This is a genomic window from Micrococcales bacterium (genome assembly GCA_009784895.1).
Classification (GTDB): domain Bacteria; phylum Actinomycetota; class Actinomycetes; order Actinomycetales; family WQXJ01; genus WQXJ01.
The window spans coordinates 76,613-92,085 of sequence record WQXJ01000001.1; the positions used below are offsets into that span (position 1 = coordinate 76,613).

13 protein-coding genes are annotated in these 15,473 nt (G+C 63.1%); 4 read left to right on the plus strand and 9 right to left on the minus strand.

Annotated elements, in window-relative coordinates; all coding sequences use genetic code 11:
• Positions 1-20 precede the first annotated feature (20 nt).
• Entirely contained in the window at positions 21-1,262 is a 1,242-nt protein-coding gene (locus FWD29_00340; GenBank protein MCL2802393.1) for a glucose-1-phosphate adenylyltransferase, read from the plus strand.
• A gap of 50 nt (positions 1,263-1,312) precedes the next feature.
• Here FWD29_00340 and FWD29_00345 read toward each other — a convergent pair whose 3' ends face one another.
• The 4 genes from FWD29_00345 to FWD29_00360 are packed head-to-tail and all read right to left on the minus strand — an operon-like array spanning position 1,313 to position 6,441.
• Complete coding sequence (locus FWD29_00345; protein ID MCL2802394.1) at positions 1,313-2,203, minus strand: tetratricopeptide repeat protein; 891 nt, start codon at positions 2,201-2,203, stop codon at positions 1,313-1,315.
• Positions 2,200-3,438 carry a DUF1015 domain-containing protein gene (locus FWD29_00350; GenBank protein MCL2802395.1) on the minus strand — a complete coding sequence of 413 codons (1,239 nt, stop codon included), beginning with the start codon at positions 3,436-3,438 and terminating at the stop codon, positions 2,200-2,202. Before FWD29_00350 ends, FWD29_00345 begins: the two co-directional genes overlap by 4 nt.
• Before the next feature lie 19 nt (positions 3,439-3,457).
• Positions 3,458-4,492 (minus strand): hypothetical protein, encoded by a 1,035-nt coding sequence (locus tag FWD29_00355; protein MCL2802396.1) that lies wholly within the window; start codon positions 4,490-4,492, stop codon positions 3,458-3,460.
• Positions 4,489-6,441 (minus strand): hypothetical protein, encoded by a 1,953-nt coding sequence (locus tag FWD29_00360; protein ID MCL2802397.1) that lies wholly within the window; start codon positions 6,439-6,441, stop codon positions 4,489-4,491. The genes FWD29_00355 and FWD29_00360 overlap by 4 nt, the downstream gene beginning before the upstream one ends.
• 221 nt (positions 6,442-6,662) lie before the next feature.
• Here FWD29_00360 and FWD29_00365 point away from each other — a divergent pair, with 221 nt between their 5' ends.
• Positions 6,663-8,579 (plus strand): hypothetical protein, encoded by a 1,917-nt coding sequence (locus tag FWD29_00365; protein MCL2802398.1) that lies wholly within the window; start codon positions 6,663-6,665, stop codon positions 8,577-8,579.
• Between the two features lie 36 nt (positions 8,580-8,615).
• Positions 8,616-10,349 carry a hypothetical protein gene (locus FWD29_00370; GenBank protein MCL2802399.1) on the plus strand — a complete coding sequence of 578 codons (1,734 nt, stop codon included), beginning with the start codon at positions 8,616-8,618 and terminating at the stop codon, positions 10,347-10,349.
• Here the strand turns inward: FWD29_00370 and FWD29_00375 are convergent.
• The 3 genes from FWD29_00375 to nucS all read right to left on the minus strand — a co-directional run bounded on the left by FWD29_00375 (position 10,346) and on the right by nucS (position 12,995).
• Positions 10,346-11,173 carry an alpha/beta hydrolase gene (locus FWD29_00375; protein ID MCL2802400.1) on the minus strand — a complete coding sequence of 276 codons (828 nt, stop codon included), beginning with the start codon at positions 11,171-11,173 and terminating at the stop codon, positions 10,346-10,348. The two genes, FWD29_00370 and FWD29_00375, sit on opposite strands and share 4 nt — an antisense overlap.
• Positions 11,170-11,937, minus strand: coding sequence for an alpha/beta hydrolase (locus FWD29_00380; GenBank protein MCL2802401.1), 768 nt, complete (start codon positions 11,935-11,937; stop codon positions 11,170-11,172). The genes FWD29_00375 and FWD29_00380 overlap by 4 nt, the downstream gene beginning before the upstream one ends.
• A gap of 362 nt (positions 11,938-12,299) precedes the next feature.
• Positions 12,300-12,995 carry an endonuclease NucS gene (nucS, locus tag FWD29_00385; protein ID MCL2802402.1) on the minus strand — a complete coding sequence of 232 codons (696 nt, stop codon included), beginning with the start codon at positions 12,993-12,995 and terminating at the stop codon, positions 12,300-12,302.
• Positions 12,996-13,054: 59 nt separating this feature from the next.
• Here nucS and FWD29_00390 point away from each other — a divergent pair, with 59 nt between their 5' ends.
• The gene (locus FWD29_00390) at positions 13,055-13,666 is read left to right on the plus strand and encodes a cob(I)yrinic acid a,c-diamide adenosyltransferase (GenBank protein ID MCL2802403.1); all 612 of its coding nucleotides are present in this window, start codon (positions 13,055-13,057) and stop codon (positions 13,664-13,666) included.
• Between the two features lie 50 nt (positions 13,667-13,716).
• Here FWD29_00390 and FWD29_00395 read toward each other — a convergent pair whose 3' ends face one another.
• Positions 13,717-13,989, minus strand: coding sequence for a F0F1 ATP synthase subunit epsilon (locus FWD29_00395; protein ID MCL2802404.1), 273 nt, complete (start codon positions 13,987-13,989; stop codon positions 13,717-13,719).
• A 1-nt stretch (position 13,990) separates the two neighbouring features.
• Positions 13,991-15,466 (minus strand): F0F1 ATP synthase subunit beta, encoded by a 1,476-nt coding sequence (gene atpD, locus FWD29_00400; protein MCL2802405.1) that lies wholly within the window; start codon positions 15,464-15,466, stop codon positions 13,991-13,993.
• Positions 15,467-15,473: the final 7 nt, after the last annotated feature.

A 15,473-nucleotide genomic window follows, 5' to 3' on the forward strand; every position in this document is an offset into this window, starting at 1 on the left:
ATGTCTGTAGGTTAATAGTCATGGCCACACCGAAAGTTCTATCCATCGTCCTGGCGGGTGGCGAAGGCCGCCGCCTAATGCCACTGACCGTAGAGCGGGCCAAACCTGCCGTCCCCTTTGGGGGCATCTACCGTCTGATTGATTTCCCGCTGTCCAACCTGGTCAACTCTGGCTATCACCAAATTGTCGTATTGACCCAGTACAAGTCGCATTCGCTCGACCGTCACATCGCCGCGACCTGGCACTTGTCTTCGCTGCTGCACCAATACGTGGCACCGGTGCCGGCGCAGCAACGCAAAGGCAAGAACTGGTTCTTGGGCTCAGCGGACGCCATCTACCAATCCCTTAACCTGATCGAAGACGAACGCCCTGACATTGTCGTGGTGTTGGGGGCAGACCATGTCTATCGCATGGACGTTGGCGAAATGGTTCGCTACCACGTTGCCTCCGGCGCCGGCCTGACCGTAGCTGGAATCCGCCAGCCGATCGAACTGGCCGACCAGTTTGGTGTGCTTGAGGCTGATACCTCACGTCCCGGCTTCATCAACCGCTTCAGGGAAAAGCCCGACGACGCCGTTGGGCTCGAAGACGACCCCCAGTCGATCCTGGCATCGATGGGCAACTATGTCTTCGACGCGGCTGCCCTAATTGATGCCGTGCAAGCCGACGCCGCCAAAGTCTCATCCAAACACGATATGGGTGGCGACATTGTGCCGGCCTTTGTCGAGCGGGGCGATGCCGGTTACTTCGACTTCAACCTGGCCTCGGTGCCAGGCGCAACCGAACGTGACGCGGCCTATTGGCGCGATGTCGGCACCCTTGATGTCTACTTCGAGTCCCATATGGACTTGATTTCGACCGTGCCGATCTTCAACCTCTACAACCGGCAATGGCCGCTGATGACGTCAAACACCGGTTTGCCTCCGGCCAAGTTCACTCACGCCGAGCCCGGCCGGATTGGTCAAGCCACCCGGTCGCTGGTCTCACCTGGCGTGATTGTCTCCGGTGCTGAGGTATCCAATTCGGTTATTTCGCCCGGTGGGCAACTGCACTCCTGGTCTCAGGTCAATGACGCGGTCTTGCTGGACGGAGTTGAGATTCAACGCCACGCCCAGGTCTCAAACGCCATTTTGGACAAGAACGTCGTGGTTTTGGAAGGCGCCACCGTTGGTGTCGACCAAGAGAAGGACACCGCTCGCGGCCTAGTTGTCACGGCCAACGGCATCACTGTGGTGCCTAAGGGCGAGGTCATCGAGCCATAGAAGAGCACGTCTAACGACACCCTCAAAACGTCTGTCCTTGTGACGGACTGCTAGAACAGGGCCGCCGCCAGTTGGCGGCGGCCCTTGGCAACCGCCGGATCATCTGGCCCGGCCACCTCAAATAGTTCCAGCAACCGCAGTCGAATCGTTTCGCGGTCTTCGGGCGAGGCCAGCGGCAGGCGAGCCAGCAACCGCTCGTAGGCCGCCTCTCCTTGCCCCTGACCCAGCAGGGCATCGGCTGCGGCCATTTCGTCTTCGAGACTGCCACTGCCGTCTTCGGCCCGGGCTACGGCATCGGCCAAATCTGGAGCGGCCAAACGCTCAAGCAAGTCGATCTGGGCCAGGGCTGCCTTGGCGGCCTGGTCAGCCGGCGACTGGGCTAGGGCCTGGCTGAAGGCCTGCCGAGCGGCGGCCATGTCGCCGCGCTCAAGGGCGTCAAAACCGCTTTGATGCAACGGCGGCAGCGGCACTTCGACTTCACCGCCATCGGTCACCTGGCCCGTGACCCCGGCCTTTGAGGCCATCGTCAACAGCTCTGCCAGCACATCGGTGATCTGCTCTTCGGTTGGTAGGCCCTGGAACAGCGGCACCGGTTGGCCTTTAACCAGTGCCACAGCTGTGGGCACAGCCTGGACCTGGAGGGCTTGGGCAATTCCCGGATTGGCTGTCAGGTCGACCGTGGCCATGACCAGGCGGCCTTGGTGGGCCTTGACCAGACGCTCGACCAATTCAGCCAGCTGCTGGGAGGGCTGGGAGGCCGGCGCTGTCAGTACCAGCACCACCGGCACCTCATTGGAGCGAGCTACGACTTCGCCAAACGAGGCTTCGTCGCATGGCATCACAACTGGCCGATCGTCGTCTGCTTTGCCCCCGGCCAAATCAGGCAGCGAAGAGTTGGCGAAGCGGTCTGACCCTGGCGTGGGCGATTCGGTCTGGCTCATGCGACGTCCTTCTGGTCTTGGCCCGGCACGGCTTCAGTTGGGCGCAAAACCCAGCCGGTCAGCAATTTGGGTGTGAAGAAAGTCGATTTGGGCGGCATCAGCAGTCCTTCTCGCGCCGTGCGGCGAATCTCACGAATTGAGGTGGGACGGATCAGCACCCCGGCGGTGTAGTCGCCGCTGGCCAAACACTGGGCCATTTCAGCCAAACCGTGTTGGTAGGTCACCTGGGCGCCAATGTCTTCCAGAGCCGTCTCCAACCAGGCGCCATCAAGCGCCCTGACACCGTCAAAGGCTCCGGCCCGGGCAGTCAACCATTCGGCTTTGCCGCCCGGCCATAAGATGACCAAGCGCCCTTGGTTGGCCATCTGCGCCAGTAGCGCAGCCTCGACCGGCCGGTGAACCTGGGACAACTCAAAGTACCGCGCCAGCCCCTGGCGCAGCATCTCAGCTGACACACCGGCGTAGAGCCGATGGATGGCTTCTATCGACAGCTGGTCTTCAATCAACTCAGAAACAAATGCCAGGGTTTGTTCAGCCGGGCTGTCGCTGCGGCCAGTGGCGGCGCGAACCTGGTCCCGGTAGATCCGCGAGACCCCGTAACGATGGTGACCGTCAGCGATTAGAACATCGTCTGCGGCCATAATCTCTTGGATGTCCCTAATCCGGACCGGATCACAGATGCGCTCAACGCTGTGCTTAACCCCTTCGATTTCAACGCCACCCAGCGGCTCAGCCGGCGCCTGCAAGGCAGCGGCCAGCCCACTGGCCAAAGACAATCCCCAGACCGGCGAGGTGTTGGCGGCCGTCGCCCGCATTAGGTCCAGCCGGTCGGTGGTGGCCTTAGGCGTGGTCCGTTCATGCGGTAGCACCGTGGACGAACCGGACTTGCTAGGAGCCTGGCCTGACGGGGCGTCGGCTACTTCGAGTCCACCCAGCACTCCGGCAATCTCGCGCTTGGCTCCGGTGGCGTCGACAAAGCCAAGCCGATAGATGGTGAGACTAGGGCAGTCATCGATTCGCAACACACCACTGCCCAGCCAGGCCCGCATCAGCTGGGCGGCCTGGTCGTAACCGGCCTTGGCCGGGACATCAATGTGGGTGATGTTGTACTGGTCTCGCCGGTGCAGGGCGGCGACATCCTTAGTTGAAAGGACATCGTAGGGCGGGGCTAGGACGGCATCCAGGTCGGTCCCTGGGGCAAAACGCAGCGCTGGAAACGGCTCAAAACCCGGCATGGCTTAGAGAGTATCCGATCTACGAACCTGAGGCCTTGACTGTGGTCTGCGCCACCGCGATGACTCGGACCGGACCGTCGGTGCCTTCTGGTCCAATCGCCAAGACCACTGTTTGGAGGTACTCAATATGCATTGATTGGGTGAATTCGGCCGGGGCGCCCAGTGGCACTAGGCCCTTATCGTTGGTCGCCTTTTGCCCCGGCGCCGGCGCCACTGTCACGTCCAACACCGATGTCACTTGGCCAAAGACCAAAGCACCTGAATCGGCCGTGCGCAGCGCCATAATCGAGCCGTCAACGGGCTGAGACAGCACCTTGACCGCACCAGACATTTGGCCGGCGGCATCGGCGTAGGCCTTGCGTGTGGCAGTCCAAAGGGCGCGCACCGGGTCGGTGTCTTTGGCCTTGTCGTCCTCAAGGGCGGTGTTAAAGTTGGCGGCTTCCTCACCAGCCGGGTCATCCTTGGCCTTAGCGTAGGAGGCCAGGGCAGCTGCCGGTGACATTTTCAGGCCGGTGGCCTCATCGGATTTGACCACGGGTGAGCCAACAGTGGCCTGGGCCGCCGCCGGTAGTTCTGAGCCCGGCAGCATCCGCGCCCAAGCCACCATCTTGTAGTTGGCCCTGGCTTCACCTTGGGTCAGCTGGTACAAGAACCGAGCCTGGTTGGCAATCGGTTGGGTCACGGCTATGAACGAACGGGGCCAATTGTCTTGCTGAGCCACGATCTGACCATCGACAAAACCGGTGCCGAGCACAGTCGTTTTAGCTTCAGCGTTGGCGGCCTTGACGGTCGACTCGGCAGTCAACATGGTCAGGGCGGCTCCGGCCACCCGCCGCTTCAGCAAGGCCGGGTCATTGGCCTCCTGGCTTTCGGCCAGGGTCTCGCCTAGCGATTTCAGTATCCGGTCTACCTGCACCGCTTCGACCACCGGCGGCGCCTGCTTGGGAATCGGATCGGGGTCCAGCGGCGGCGGACCTGAGGCACAGGCCGACAAGCTGATGGCCAGGGCCACCACGATGGCTGTGACCCCGGTGGGCTTGGCTTTACCGTTCATTGACCGTCCTGCCCAGTTTCGTCTTGCATGGCCACCCATTGCTGCGAGCTCACCGCCGGTAGCTCACCGGTGTTTTGGCCAGGCCTGGCCCGCAAGGCCTGGTGTGCGGCCTGCTCGGCTTCGCGGATCTGTCGCCGCGTCAAACCCGCGGTTGTGCCCTGGCCCTGGGCCGCGGCTACGGCGGCGGCAATGGTGGCGGCGGCTTGGGAACCGGTGCCATCGCGCTTGGCCCGCAGGGCTTCGATCTGTTGGGCGGCGGTTGGCTGTGCCCGGTCCGATGCCGTTGGTGCAGCTGGCCTGGGCATCTCAGCTGGGGTATGGCCCAGGTTCGGTCTAATGTTTGGCGGATCGGGCCAGGCTAACGGCTCCAACGGACGCGGTTTGGGGCGCGCCCCTACCGGACCCAGCACCGGGTCGGGGCCAATAGGCGCCTGCGGGCCGGTTTCGACCAGTGACGGCTTGGCCGCCTCCCCCGCCTTGGGCCGGACTGCCTCGCTTTGGGCGAAACGTTCCCAATTCCGTGAAGGTGTTGCCCGGCCCAAGTCCAGGGCCGGTTCGGCGGTTTCTTCGACTACCGGCGCCCTGGATTCGTCGTGAGGTGGGGCTTTGGCTGTTTTGGCCCGGCCAAACCATCGCCGTTTGGCCCTTGGTGCGGGCGCTTCGGCTAGATCGGCGACCCCCTGGTCTACCTCGGCCGGGGCCGGGTCGCCTTCAGTTGGGCCGGGGCCAGCCAAACCGGGCTGGGTTGGCGCCAAGTCAGCTTCTGCCTGGCCCGGCGCGCCTGGCTCGGCCGGGGCCAGTTCCGTTGCCGTCTGGGCTGGAGGCCGGGTGGTTGGTTCCGCCGGGGGCGGGGCCGGGGCCAGTTCCGCTGCCGTCTGGGCTGGAACTTGGGCGGCCGGCTCAGCCTCAGATGGTGGCGGACTTGGTGCCGCGACGCTGGCCGCGGCGGCCTCTTTCTCGGCCCGTCTGGCCGCCCGGCGCTCGGCTCTGGCTTCTTTGGCCTTGGCCGCCTCGGCTTTGGCCGCCTCGGCTCTAGCCTCCTTGGCCTTAGCCGCCTCGGCTCTGGCTTCTTTAGCCTTGGCCGCCTCGGCTTTAGCTTCCTTGGCCTTAACCGCCTCGGCTTTGGCCGCTGGCGTGGTTACCTCTTCGGCTGGTTCCGGCACCGGCGGGGCCGTGCCGCCCGGTTCGAGTTCCGGGGCCTGGTTGTCCTTCACCGGCGCCATTACCGACGTCTCATCGACTTCACGGTCGCGGCGGGTAATCTCCGGGCCAGCTTCGCGTTGCCGACCGGCTTCCCGGGCTTGGCGACGGTCCTCCTGACGCGCTAGGCGCCGGCGGCGGCGGATTGACCAGACTGCCACCACCGTGGCCACCACCAGCAGCACGATCCCTAGCGCCAGACCCGGCCATAAGTACGGAGTGGTGACAGTTTGTGGCCAGGTCATCTCGATCTTGGTGCCAGTGATCGGGCTGAGCTCGCCGTTCTCTGCCGGCAACGGAGCCAACAGCATTGACCAGCGCCCAGGCCGTTTCGACCATTCGTAGCTTTGGGTCTTGCCCACCTCACGCGAAGTCACCCAAAGGTCAGAGCCCTTGGCGTTGGCCAGTTCTTCATCCGAGCCGGCCGCACTGACTTTGAAAGTCTCCCGGCTGGCCAGACCGGTTAGGTGCTCAGAGGGAGTGTCTCCGACCCAGCGAAGGACGTCGTTTTCCCGGCCCACGGCCATCAACACGCCGGGTCCTGGGCCGGCCGTCACCCGAATAGTGACAGCCTCTCCTTGAGCCTCCAAGACACCTGGATCTGTCACCAAATAGGCCGTTTCGCTACCGACTTGATGGACGGCGGTGTAGTGATCTGGTGGCCGCCATACGGTCGCTGAGGCAACCGACAGAGCCACCGCGACCAGGCCTAACACGCCTATGGCGGGTGCCAAGAAACGCTTGATCAACTAGTTATCCTCACCGTCGCAGTGGCCGCACCGTTCAATACAGGGTAGCCGCCCTTGGCTCGCAGGCAAGACTGGCCGGGATCTCGGCTGCTGCCCAATTCTCCCCTCCGATCGGTCGAGGTTGACCGTGCCATTCCCCGAAAGGCCGTTGACCCATTAGGCTTACCGTGCGCACCTTCAACTAAGGTGTGCTGCGTTGCGCAAGTCTATTGGAGGTTCCAGTGCCTGAGAACGGCTTTCCCACCGCCGTGCGTGGATACGAACGACAAGCCGTCGACCAACACTTAACGACCCTTGAGCAGTCTCTGGCCGAAGCCCACGGCCAGGTCGAAGAGCTTGATGGCCGGGTCGCTTCGTTATCAACCGAACTAAACGAGGCTCATCGCCAGTTGCGAGAGGCTGAGCGTCCCAGCTATTCCGGCCTTGGCGCCCGGATTGAGCAGCTCATGCGATCAGCTGAGGAACAGTCGATGGACGTGCTCAATCAGGCCCGTTCACAGTCTTCGGCGCTGATGGCCAGGACCAAACTTGAAACGGACCAGCTCAAGGCCAGCGCCGAGAACGAGGTGGCCGAAATGCTGGCCACGGCTCGGCGCGAGGCCGAGGAAATGCAGGCTGCCGCCATGGCTGAGGCCGAGGCAGAGCTGACCAATGCCTCCAGGCGAGCCGAAGAAGTAGTTGGTTCAGCCGAGCGCGAAGCTGCCCGAGTAATGGGCTCTATTGCCTCAGAAGAGGCCGAGCGCCGCGCCGCGCTCGAGCGCGAAGTGGCGGCCCTAACCGCCTCGGTCGAACGCGAGACAACTGAGCTGAGGGTGACAGCCGAGCGCGAAGCCTCCGAGCTGCGTGCGGCCGTTTCGGTGGAGGTCGCCACGCAACGCGAGGACGCTGAGCGCTACGCCACCCAGCTGCGCTCAGCCGCCGAACAAGAGACCGCCGCCCTGCGTTCGACCACCGACCAAGAGACCACCCAGTTGCGGGTTGAAGCCGAGGAGTATTCCGCCCAAACTCGTTCAACGGTTCAGCGTGAGGTCTCCGAACTGCGCTCTGCAGCAGAGTCCGAGGCTTCAGAGAGGCGCAGTGCGGCTGACCAATACGCCCAGCAGGTCCGTTCAAACGCCGACCAATACGCCGGGCAGCTCAGATCTGACGCTGAGCAATACGCTCTCCAAATCAGGTCCGAGGCCGAGACATACGCTCAACAGACCAGGTCAGATGCCGAACAGTTCGAGACCACTACTCGCGGCACAGCCGAATTGGCCGCCCAAGAGATGCGCAACTCGGCAGAGCGTGAGGCCACCGAGTTGCTTTCGACCACTTCGCGTGAGGCCATCGAGCTAAAGGAATCGGCTGACCGCTACGCCTCGCAAACCCGCTCTGAGGCTGAGCGGGCCGCCGCTGACCTATATGAAGAGGCCCGTTCCAAGGCCGAGGATCTGACCACCCGATCCGAGCGGGAAGCCTCAACCCTACTGGCTGAGGCCAAGAAGCAGGCTGCCGCCTTGACCGAAAGGGCGGAGGAATGGAAGGCCGAGGCTGAGATCGAGATCGCCCAGCGGATTGAGGCGGCCGAGGCAGCCAACGCCGAGCGCTTCGAATCCTCCAAGACCAAGGCTGACCGCCTCATCGCTGAGGCCAACGCCCGTGCCGAGGAAGCCGAAGAGCGTGTCGCTCAAGCTCTGGCCCGGGCCGAGAAGCTGCGCCACGACGCCGATTCTCAGGCCGCCGAGCTATTGGCCAACGCCAGGCGCAACGCTGACCGGGTGCTCCAAGATGCTCGTTCCTTTGCCGATAGGACCCTGTCCGAGGCGGTCGAAGAGGCTGAGCGCGAGCGGATCGCGGTTCAGCGTCAGGTCGATGACCTTAACCGCCAGCGTGAGTCGATCACCGGTTACCTTGAGGAACTGCGTGGTCTGCTCGGTGGCGCCCCGATTCCCAACCTCGAAGCGGTTCTGGCCCCAGAGGCCAGCGCCGCACCGGCCTTCGAAGCCGAAGACCAACTCCCGGCCTTTGAGGCCGCAGCCATGGCACCAGCCGAGCCGGTGGCGCAGGAACTGGCCTTTGGCTTCGATCAAGAACTCAGCCAGCCTGAGGTTTACGCCGATGAGGCGGACGACCTGTCCGAGGATGAGCGGTCCTAGACCGCTGCGACCGAGGACCTGAGGGACTGGTAAACAGTGGTAGCCCAAGGGCCGCCCCTGACCCCAGGTGGCGATCCGGCATCGAGGGCCGCACGGCTGGAGGCGGCCCTGGCCGATACGCGCGCCAGAGCCGCTGCCCTGACCGCCCGTGGCCAGGCCTTGGCCAAAGAACTAGAGCAGGTCAGGGGGGCCTTAGCCGATCTAGCGTGGCGCCAACCCGGCCGCCGGCAAGGCCAGGTCAACGAATACGCTGAAGCCCTAGAGTCTGAGGTTTCGGACCGCTTAGACCGAATCCTGGGACGGGCCGAAACGATGCTGGCTGACGGTGACACAGCGGCCAAACGGGAGCGTGACACAGCCCTAAGCTCCCATCAGACCCTTGTCTCCCTAGCCGCCAAAGAGGTGGCTGAGCTCAAAGCCACAACTCAAGCCCAGGCTCGGGTCTACCGGCAACAGACCCAAGCCCAATGCGACTCGATCACGGCCGAGGCCAACGCCCGGGCGGAAGAGTTGCGCTCGACGGCCAACCGGGCCGCGCTTGAACGCCGTCAAGTCGTAGTGGCCGAGTCAACGGCCCTGTCCGAGTCAGCTCGGCGCGAAATCGACACCATGAGGGCAGTGGCCGAGCGTGAGGTCAACGAAGTCCTCGGTGGCGCCAAGCGTGAGGCTGACGAACTCATGCACTCCACCAATACCGAATTGGATCAGGTTATTGGCGACCTCCAGGCTGAGGTCGCAGCCTATCGCGAGGCCACTTTGGATGAAGCCGAGCAGGTTCTGGTGGCCGCACGCCTGGAGGCTGACGACATCCGCTCCCAAGCCGACCTAGAGGCCACAATGGCGTTGGAGAGCGCCCGGGAGGACTACGACGCGACCATGGCTGAGGTCGATGCCTACGGCCTTGAGCAGCGCAATATGGCCGCCGCTGAGGCTGGTCAAGTCAGGTCTGCCGTCCAAGGTGAGACCCGCGTTATGCGGGCGGACGCCGAATCCTATTCCCGCTCTTTGCGCGAGCAGGCTGATACCGAAGCCTCGGTCAGGCGGGCCGATGCCTTGACCCACGCCGCAGCCGTGCGCGAACAAGCTGAACAAGACGCCGCTTCGCTAACCGCCAAGGCCAGGATGGAAGGCGCCCAGATCCGGGCTGAAGCCTCGGCCAATTCGACCACTGTTCGCCGCACGGCCGAGGAAGAAGCGGCCCAGGCCACGGCCGACGCCCGCTTGGCGGCCGAACAGGTTCTAACTGCGGCGCGCCAGGTCTCTGCCAGCCGGCTAGAGGATGCCAGGATCGAAGCCGACCAATTGGTCTCTCAAGCTCGCCAAGCCATGGAGCGGATGGAGACGACTATTGCCCAGCGCACTGAGACCAATCTGGCTCGCCTCAGTGAGGACCATGAGCGATCAGTCAGGGATGCCGAGCGATTGATCGCCGGGCCGGCCGAGCAGCGCTCCCAGGCCACCCAGCAACTACTTGAGGCCCAGGAACAGGCCAGCCAGGTCATCTCCCACGCCGATGACTACGTCGAAGTGCTAATGCTGGGGGCCCGTGAAGAGGCGGACTCAATCCTGGCCGAGGCCAACGCCACGGCCCAGGCCACGATGGACCAGGCCATTGCCGAGGCCTCAGAGCACCGCCAGCGCCAGCAACTTGAGATTGACCGTTTGCAGGGCCAGCGCCAGGCGCTCGACTCCTACCTGACGCGCCTGCGCCGCTTGTTGTCACGTGACCTGGGACGCCCAGGCAAATCCAGCAAGAGGCCCGGGCCCTAGTTCATCTGGCGATAGGCCTCGCGCAGCAAGCCGGCTGCCAGATCTGGGGCCTCAACCGGGCTGAGATGGGCCACATCGCTTACCACCACCAATTTGGCCTGCACGCCCAAGGCCTCGACCATGGCCTCGGCTGCGCTGGTTGGCACCAAGGGATCTTCGGCTCCGCTAACCACCGTGGCCGGCAGTCCCCACCGGCGCAAAGTGCCAAAGGAGTCAGGCCGCGCTGCCATGGCTGTTTGAGCCCAAGCCACACCTGGGGGGTTGGCTGCCCCAATCCAAGCCCTCACCTGGGCCAGGCGGTCGGGGTGTTGGCTGGCCGTGGTGGTCGAAACCATTTGGTCCGCCAACGGCACTAAGGAGGCCACCGAGTTTTCCTCTGTCACCCGCCGCGCCACCGCCAGCCGGCTCTGCCGCGCGGCGGTGGCATCGGCCTCGGCCTTGGTGTGCATTAGCACCACACCGGCCAACAGCTCCGGGTGGTGTCGCATCAGGGCCATGGTGACGTAGCCACCCATCGACACTCCCGCCACCACCGCCTGGTTCACCCCAAGCCGCCGCAAGCTCTGAGCCACCAGATCTGCCGCCGCTTCGACCGTGGCCTGGGCACAAATGGGCGACTGGCCCTGCCCTGGCAAATCGATCAAAACGATTGGGACCGAAGTCATGACCCCGGTCAAGGCGGTAAACATAGTCGAATCAAAGGGGTAGGCGTGCAGTAGCACCAGCGGTACCACCCCGGCTTCGAGTTCGACCACCTGTTGGCACAAGGCCGGTGGCTCGAACGGCCCAAACCGCCCGGTCAAACCAATCGCCAACGGCGTCATGGCGTCTCCTTCTTGGCGTAGGTCTGATAGGGGCCAAGCCAAGTCTCCGGCAGGGGCATATCCGTCACACCGGTCGACATGGCCAAATTGCCCAAGGCCCAATGCACCGCCCGTTCGCCAATCCAAAGATGACCAAAGCCCTTGCCTGGGACCACCTTGGCCTGACTAACCATGGCGAAACGGAGCTTGGCCGGTGCCGGAGGCAGGAACTGGTCGCGCTCGGGCACCAAGGCGACTAGCGGTTTGCGACTGGCGGCCCAAGCCAGCAGGTGAGCTGAACCGGTCCGCTTTAGCGGAGGCGACAGCAAAACCGCCCCTTCGATCGGCAAAGTGGCTCCGTGCATTAGGACAACTTCGCTGCCAAAGGACCAACCAACTAACCAAGGCGAACCCAAGCCATGGTCTAGGACCCAAGCCAAAGCCGCTTCGGCATCGTGCCGCTCCCCTACCCCGCCTTCGAACACGCCGCTGGAGCGCCCCAGCGAGGATTCGGTACCACGCGAGTTGAACCGCAACACCGCCAGCCCGGTCAGTGCCGGCAGGCGCCAGGCGGCCTTGCGGAATAGATGCGAGTCCATCGAGCCGCCCTCTGTTGGCAAGGGATGGAGCAAGACGACTGTCGCCTTGGGCGGCTGGTCCTCCGGTAATGCCAGCTCACCGACCAGTTCCAAACCATCAGCTGTATGGATCGCGACAACCTCACGCCTGGCCGGCAAAATAGTGTGGGCCCCAAGCTTTACCCGGGTGGCGGTCGGTTGGCTCACGCCTTTGAGCTTAGATCACTTGGTGTCGCCTGGGGGCGACCGCAGCCGGCGGGAATTGTTCACCAGCCCCCTGGGTGGAAAAGAAAAAGCCGGCTGGCCCGACCGAATAACGCCCAATCATTGGCGCCCTTTGAGGGCGGCGGGGCGAAACTGCCTCACGGTCAAGCCAGCCGGCGGCTAAGGCGCGACCAGCGGGACCAGGTGTAAGCCGCCGCTCCTTAGGCTGGAGCTACCGGGAGCTGCTTCCGCACTATACACCGGCCGCCACCGGGTCTCGCCTCGCCAGACCCGCCAGGGACTATACAAGAGAGGCGCTACCCCCCTACCTCTGACGCGGATTGGCCAAATTCTTGACCAAGGCCTCAAAAAAGCCTTTCGTCTGGTTTGTCCAGACCCCTCAACGCGTCGTAATCGATGACTACGCAACGGTGGCCTCGATCCTGGGCTAGAACCCTGGCTTGTGGCCTGATCACCTGGGCAGCCAGCAAACCAGTCACCGGCCCAAGGGAGGCGTCCCGGTTGAGCATTTCGACGTAGCGACTGAGCTGTTCAACACCGTCGATTTCACCTCGCCGCTTAACTTCAACCGCAACCGAACCACCGCCTAAATGCCGCAGTAGCAAATCAACCGGTCCCAGCGGGGTCGGGTATTCGCGCCTGACCAGTTGCAGATCCTGACCTAGCAGCTCAACCCTTTGAGCCAACAACTCCTGCAAATGAGCCTCAACCCCGTCTTTGACCAGACCCGGATCCCGACCTAGTTCATGGGCGATTTCCTCGATCACTTCAAAAACAACGATCCGCAGGCGGTCATCGGTTTTGAGGTGATCGACCTGCCAGATTTGCCTGGCCCCGGCCTGCCGTTCAGCGGCAGTTGGCTCGGTTTGACTTAGCCGGCAAGGCGGATTCATCCAGTTCAACGGTTTGTACGAACCGCCGTCAGAGTGGATCAGGACAGAGCCATCGGCTTTTATCAGTACAAGCCTGACAGCTGGGTCCAAATGAGCCTCAAGCCGCCCGGAGTAGTCAACGGCGCAGCGCAGGATAATCGCTCGCACCGACCCAACCTACCGTGTTGCTGCCCGGTGCCAGCCGCCTAGCGCACTAGTGTGCCGACATGGTCACAATCTCTCGCCTCTACACCGGCCGTGGTGACTTAGGTCAAACTGACCTGGCCAACGGCGCGCGGGTGGCCAAAACCGACTGGCGCATCGTGGCGCTGGGGGCCTTGAGCGAAGCCAACGCGACGCTGGGTTTGGCTTTGGCCGCTGGCGCCGGCCCGGCAGAAGCCATCGAGGCACTGCAGCAAGAGCTCTTTGACCTTGGGGCTGATATTGCCATGCCTTTGCCTTTGGCCGATGCCGCCTGCCGGGCACCCGGCCCAGGGGCGACTTCGGCTGGGGCGCCAAGGATTTCGCCAGAGCAAGTCAAGGCCATAGAAACCCAAATCGATGGCCTTAGCGCCTCCTTGCCACCTTTGCATTCGTTTGTCTTGCCAGGCGGCGGCGAGGTGGCAGTCAGGCTGCATCTGGCGGCGACGGTCCTGCGGCGGGCGGAACGCGCCGCCTGGGCGGCCGCGGAGCGGTTTGGCACTGATTGTGCCGGTGGGCTGAATTCGCTCGCCCTGAGCTACCTCAACCGCCTCTCAGACCTGGTTTTTGCTTTGGCACGTGTCGCTAGTCAAGGCCAAGAGACCCTCTGGCGGTCGAAGGCTGAACGGGCCGGTTAAAGCCATCGGGGCCTGGCTTTCGACCAGACCCCGAGGCAATAGAGACGTTCCTAGGCAGCTAGTGAACCCTCGTCTGTGGCGATAGTGACTTGGTCGGAGTCAACCGAGACGAAGCCGCCAATAACTTGAGCGTGAATCTCACCGCCGCCTGCTTTTTCAACCTTGACCTCGCCATCGGCCAAAATCGCCAACAGCGGCTGGTGCTGAGGGTAGATCCCCAGGGGCCCGCCAGCGGTGGGCACCAGCACGAACTTGCCGTCACCTCGCCAAACCGTCCCCGAATAGTCGACGATTTGAACCGCTAAAGTCAGGTCGCTGGCCATGTCAGCCGATTTCCTTCTGGATCCGCGCCCAGTTGGCTTCCAGATCCTCCAGACCACCAATGTTGAAGAAGGCTTGTTCGGCTACGTGGTCGAATTCGCCTTCGCTGATCCGGCCAAAGGCTTCGATGGTCTCGCTTAGCTCGACCGTTGAACCTTCAATGCCGGTGAATTGGGTGGCCATATAGGTGTTCTGGGACAAGAACTGCTGGATGCGCCGGGCCCGGTTGACCACGATCTTGTCTTCTTCGCTCAGTTCGTCAACGCCGAGGATGGCGATGATGTCCTGGAGCTCCTTGTTACGCTGCAGGATCTGCTTGACCCTAACCGCCACGGTGTAGTGCTCTTCGCCCACGTAGCGCGGGTCGAGGATACGTGAGGTCGAGGCCAGCGGATCAACCGCCGGGTAGAGGCCACGTGAGGCAATTTCACGCGACAACTCGGTGGTGGCGTCAAGGTGAGCGAATGTCGTGGCCGGGGCCGGATCGGTGTAGTCATCCGCCGGCACGTAAATTGCCTGCATCGAGGTAATCGAGTGGCCCTTGGTTGAGGTGATGCGCTCTTGCAGCTCACCCATCTCATCAGCCAGGTTGGGCTGGTAACCCACGGCGGAAGGCATGCGGCCCAGCAGGGTCGAGACCTCAGAGCCGGCCTGGGTGTAGCGGAAGATGTTGTCGACGAACAACAGCACGTCCTGCTGTTGAACATCGCGGAAGTATTCAGCCATGGTCAAAGCCGAAAGAGCGACGCGCAGACGCACACCCGGCGGCTCATCCATCTGGCCAAAGCACAGCGCAGTTTGCTTGATGACTCCGGAATCAGTCATCTCCTCGATCAGGTCATTGCCCTCACGGGTGCGCTCACCGACGCCGGCGAAGACCGAGACACCATCGTGGTTGTTGGCCACGCGGTAGATCATCTCCTGGATCAAAACGGTCTTGCCCACACCGGCGCCACCAAATAGGCCAATCTTGCCGCCTTGGACGTAAGGCGTCAGCAGATCGATGACCTTGATGCCGGTCTCGAACATGGTGGTGCGGCCCTCGAGCTCATCGAACGGAGGTGGGTCACGGTGGATACCCCAACGCTCCTTGACTTCGACTTTCTCGCCTTCTTCAAGGTTGAGGATGTCGCCGGTGACGTTGAAGACGTGGCCTTTGGTGACATCACCCACAGGCACCGAAATCGGCTTGCCTGTGTCATAGACCTTGGCCCCACGCACCATGCCATCGGCTGGTTTCATGGAGATAGCGCGCACCATGTTGTCACCTAGGTGCTGTTCGACCTCAAGCGTGACCTGGATTGTGCGCTTCTCGGCGCCTTCCTCTTCCATTTCAATCTCTGTGGTCAGAGCGTTGAATAGATCAGGGATGGCGTCCCCTGGGAACTCGATGTCCACCACAGGGCCAATTACGCGTGCCACCCGGCCCACAGCGGGCTGGGAGTCGTGTGTCACCGAGGCTTCGACGGTGCTGGTCATTTCTTCT

Excerpts from the sequence above, each read along its gene's own strand:
- FWD29_00340 (MCL2802393.1), top strand. The coding sequence starts at position 21 with ATGGCCACACCGAAAGTTCTATCCATCGTCCTGGCGGGTGGCGAAGGC.
- FWD29_00345 (MCL2802394.1), bottom strand. The coding sequence starts at position 2,203 with ATGAGCCAGACCGAATCGCCCACGCCAGGGTCAGACCGCTTCGCCAAC.
- FWD29_00350 (MCL2802395.1), bottom strand. The coding sequence starts at position 3,438 with ATGCCGGGTTTTGAGCCGTTTCCAGCGCTGCGTTTTGCCCCAGGGACC.
- FWD29_00355 (MCL2802396.1), bottom strand. The coding sequence starts at position 4,492 with ATGAACGGTAAAGCCAAGCCCACCGGGGTCACAGCCATCGTGGTGGCC.
- FWD29_00375 (MCL2802400.1), bottom strand. The coding sequence starts at position 11,173 with ATGACGCCGTTGGCGATTGGTTTGACCGGGCGGTTTGGGCCGTTCGAG.
- FWD29_00390 (MCL2802403.1), top strand. The coding sequence starts at position 13,055 with ATGGTCACAATCTCTCGCCTCTACACCGGCCGTGGTGACTTAGGTCAA.
- FWD29_00395 (MCL2802404.1), bottom strand. The coding sequence starts at position 13,989 with ATGGCCAGCGACCTGACTTTAGCGGTTCAAATCGTCGACTATTCGGGG.
- atpD (MCL2802405.1), bottom strand. The coding sequence starts at position 15,466 with ATGACCAGCACCGTCGAAGCCTCGGTGACACACGACTCCCAGCCCGCT.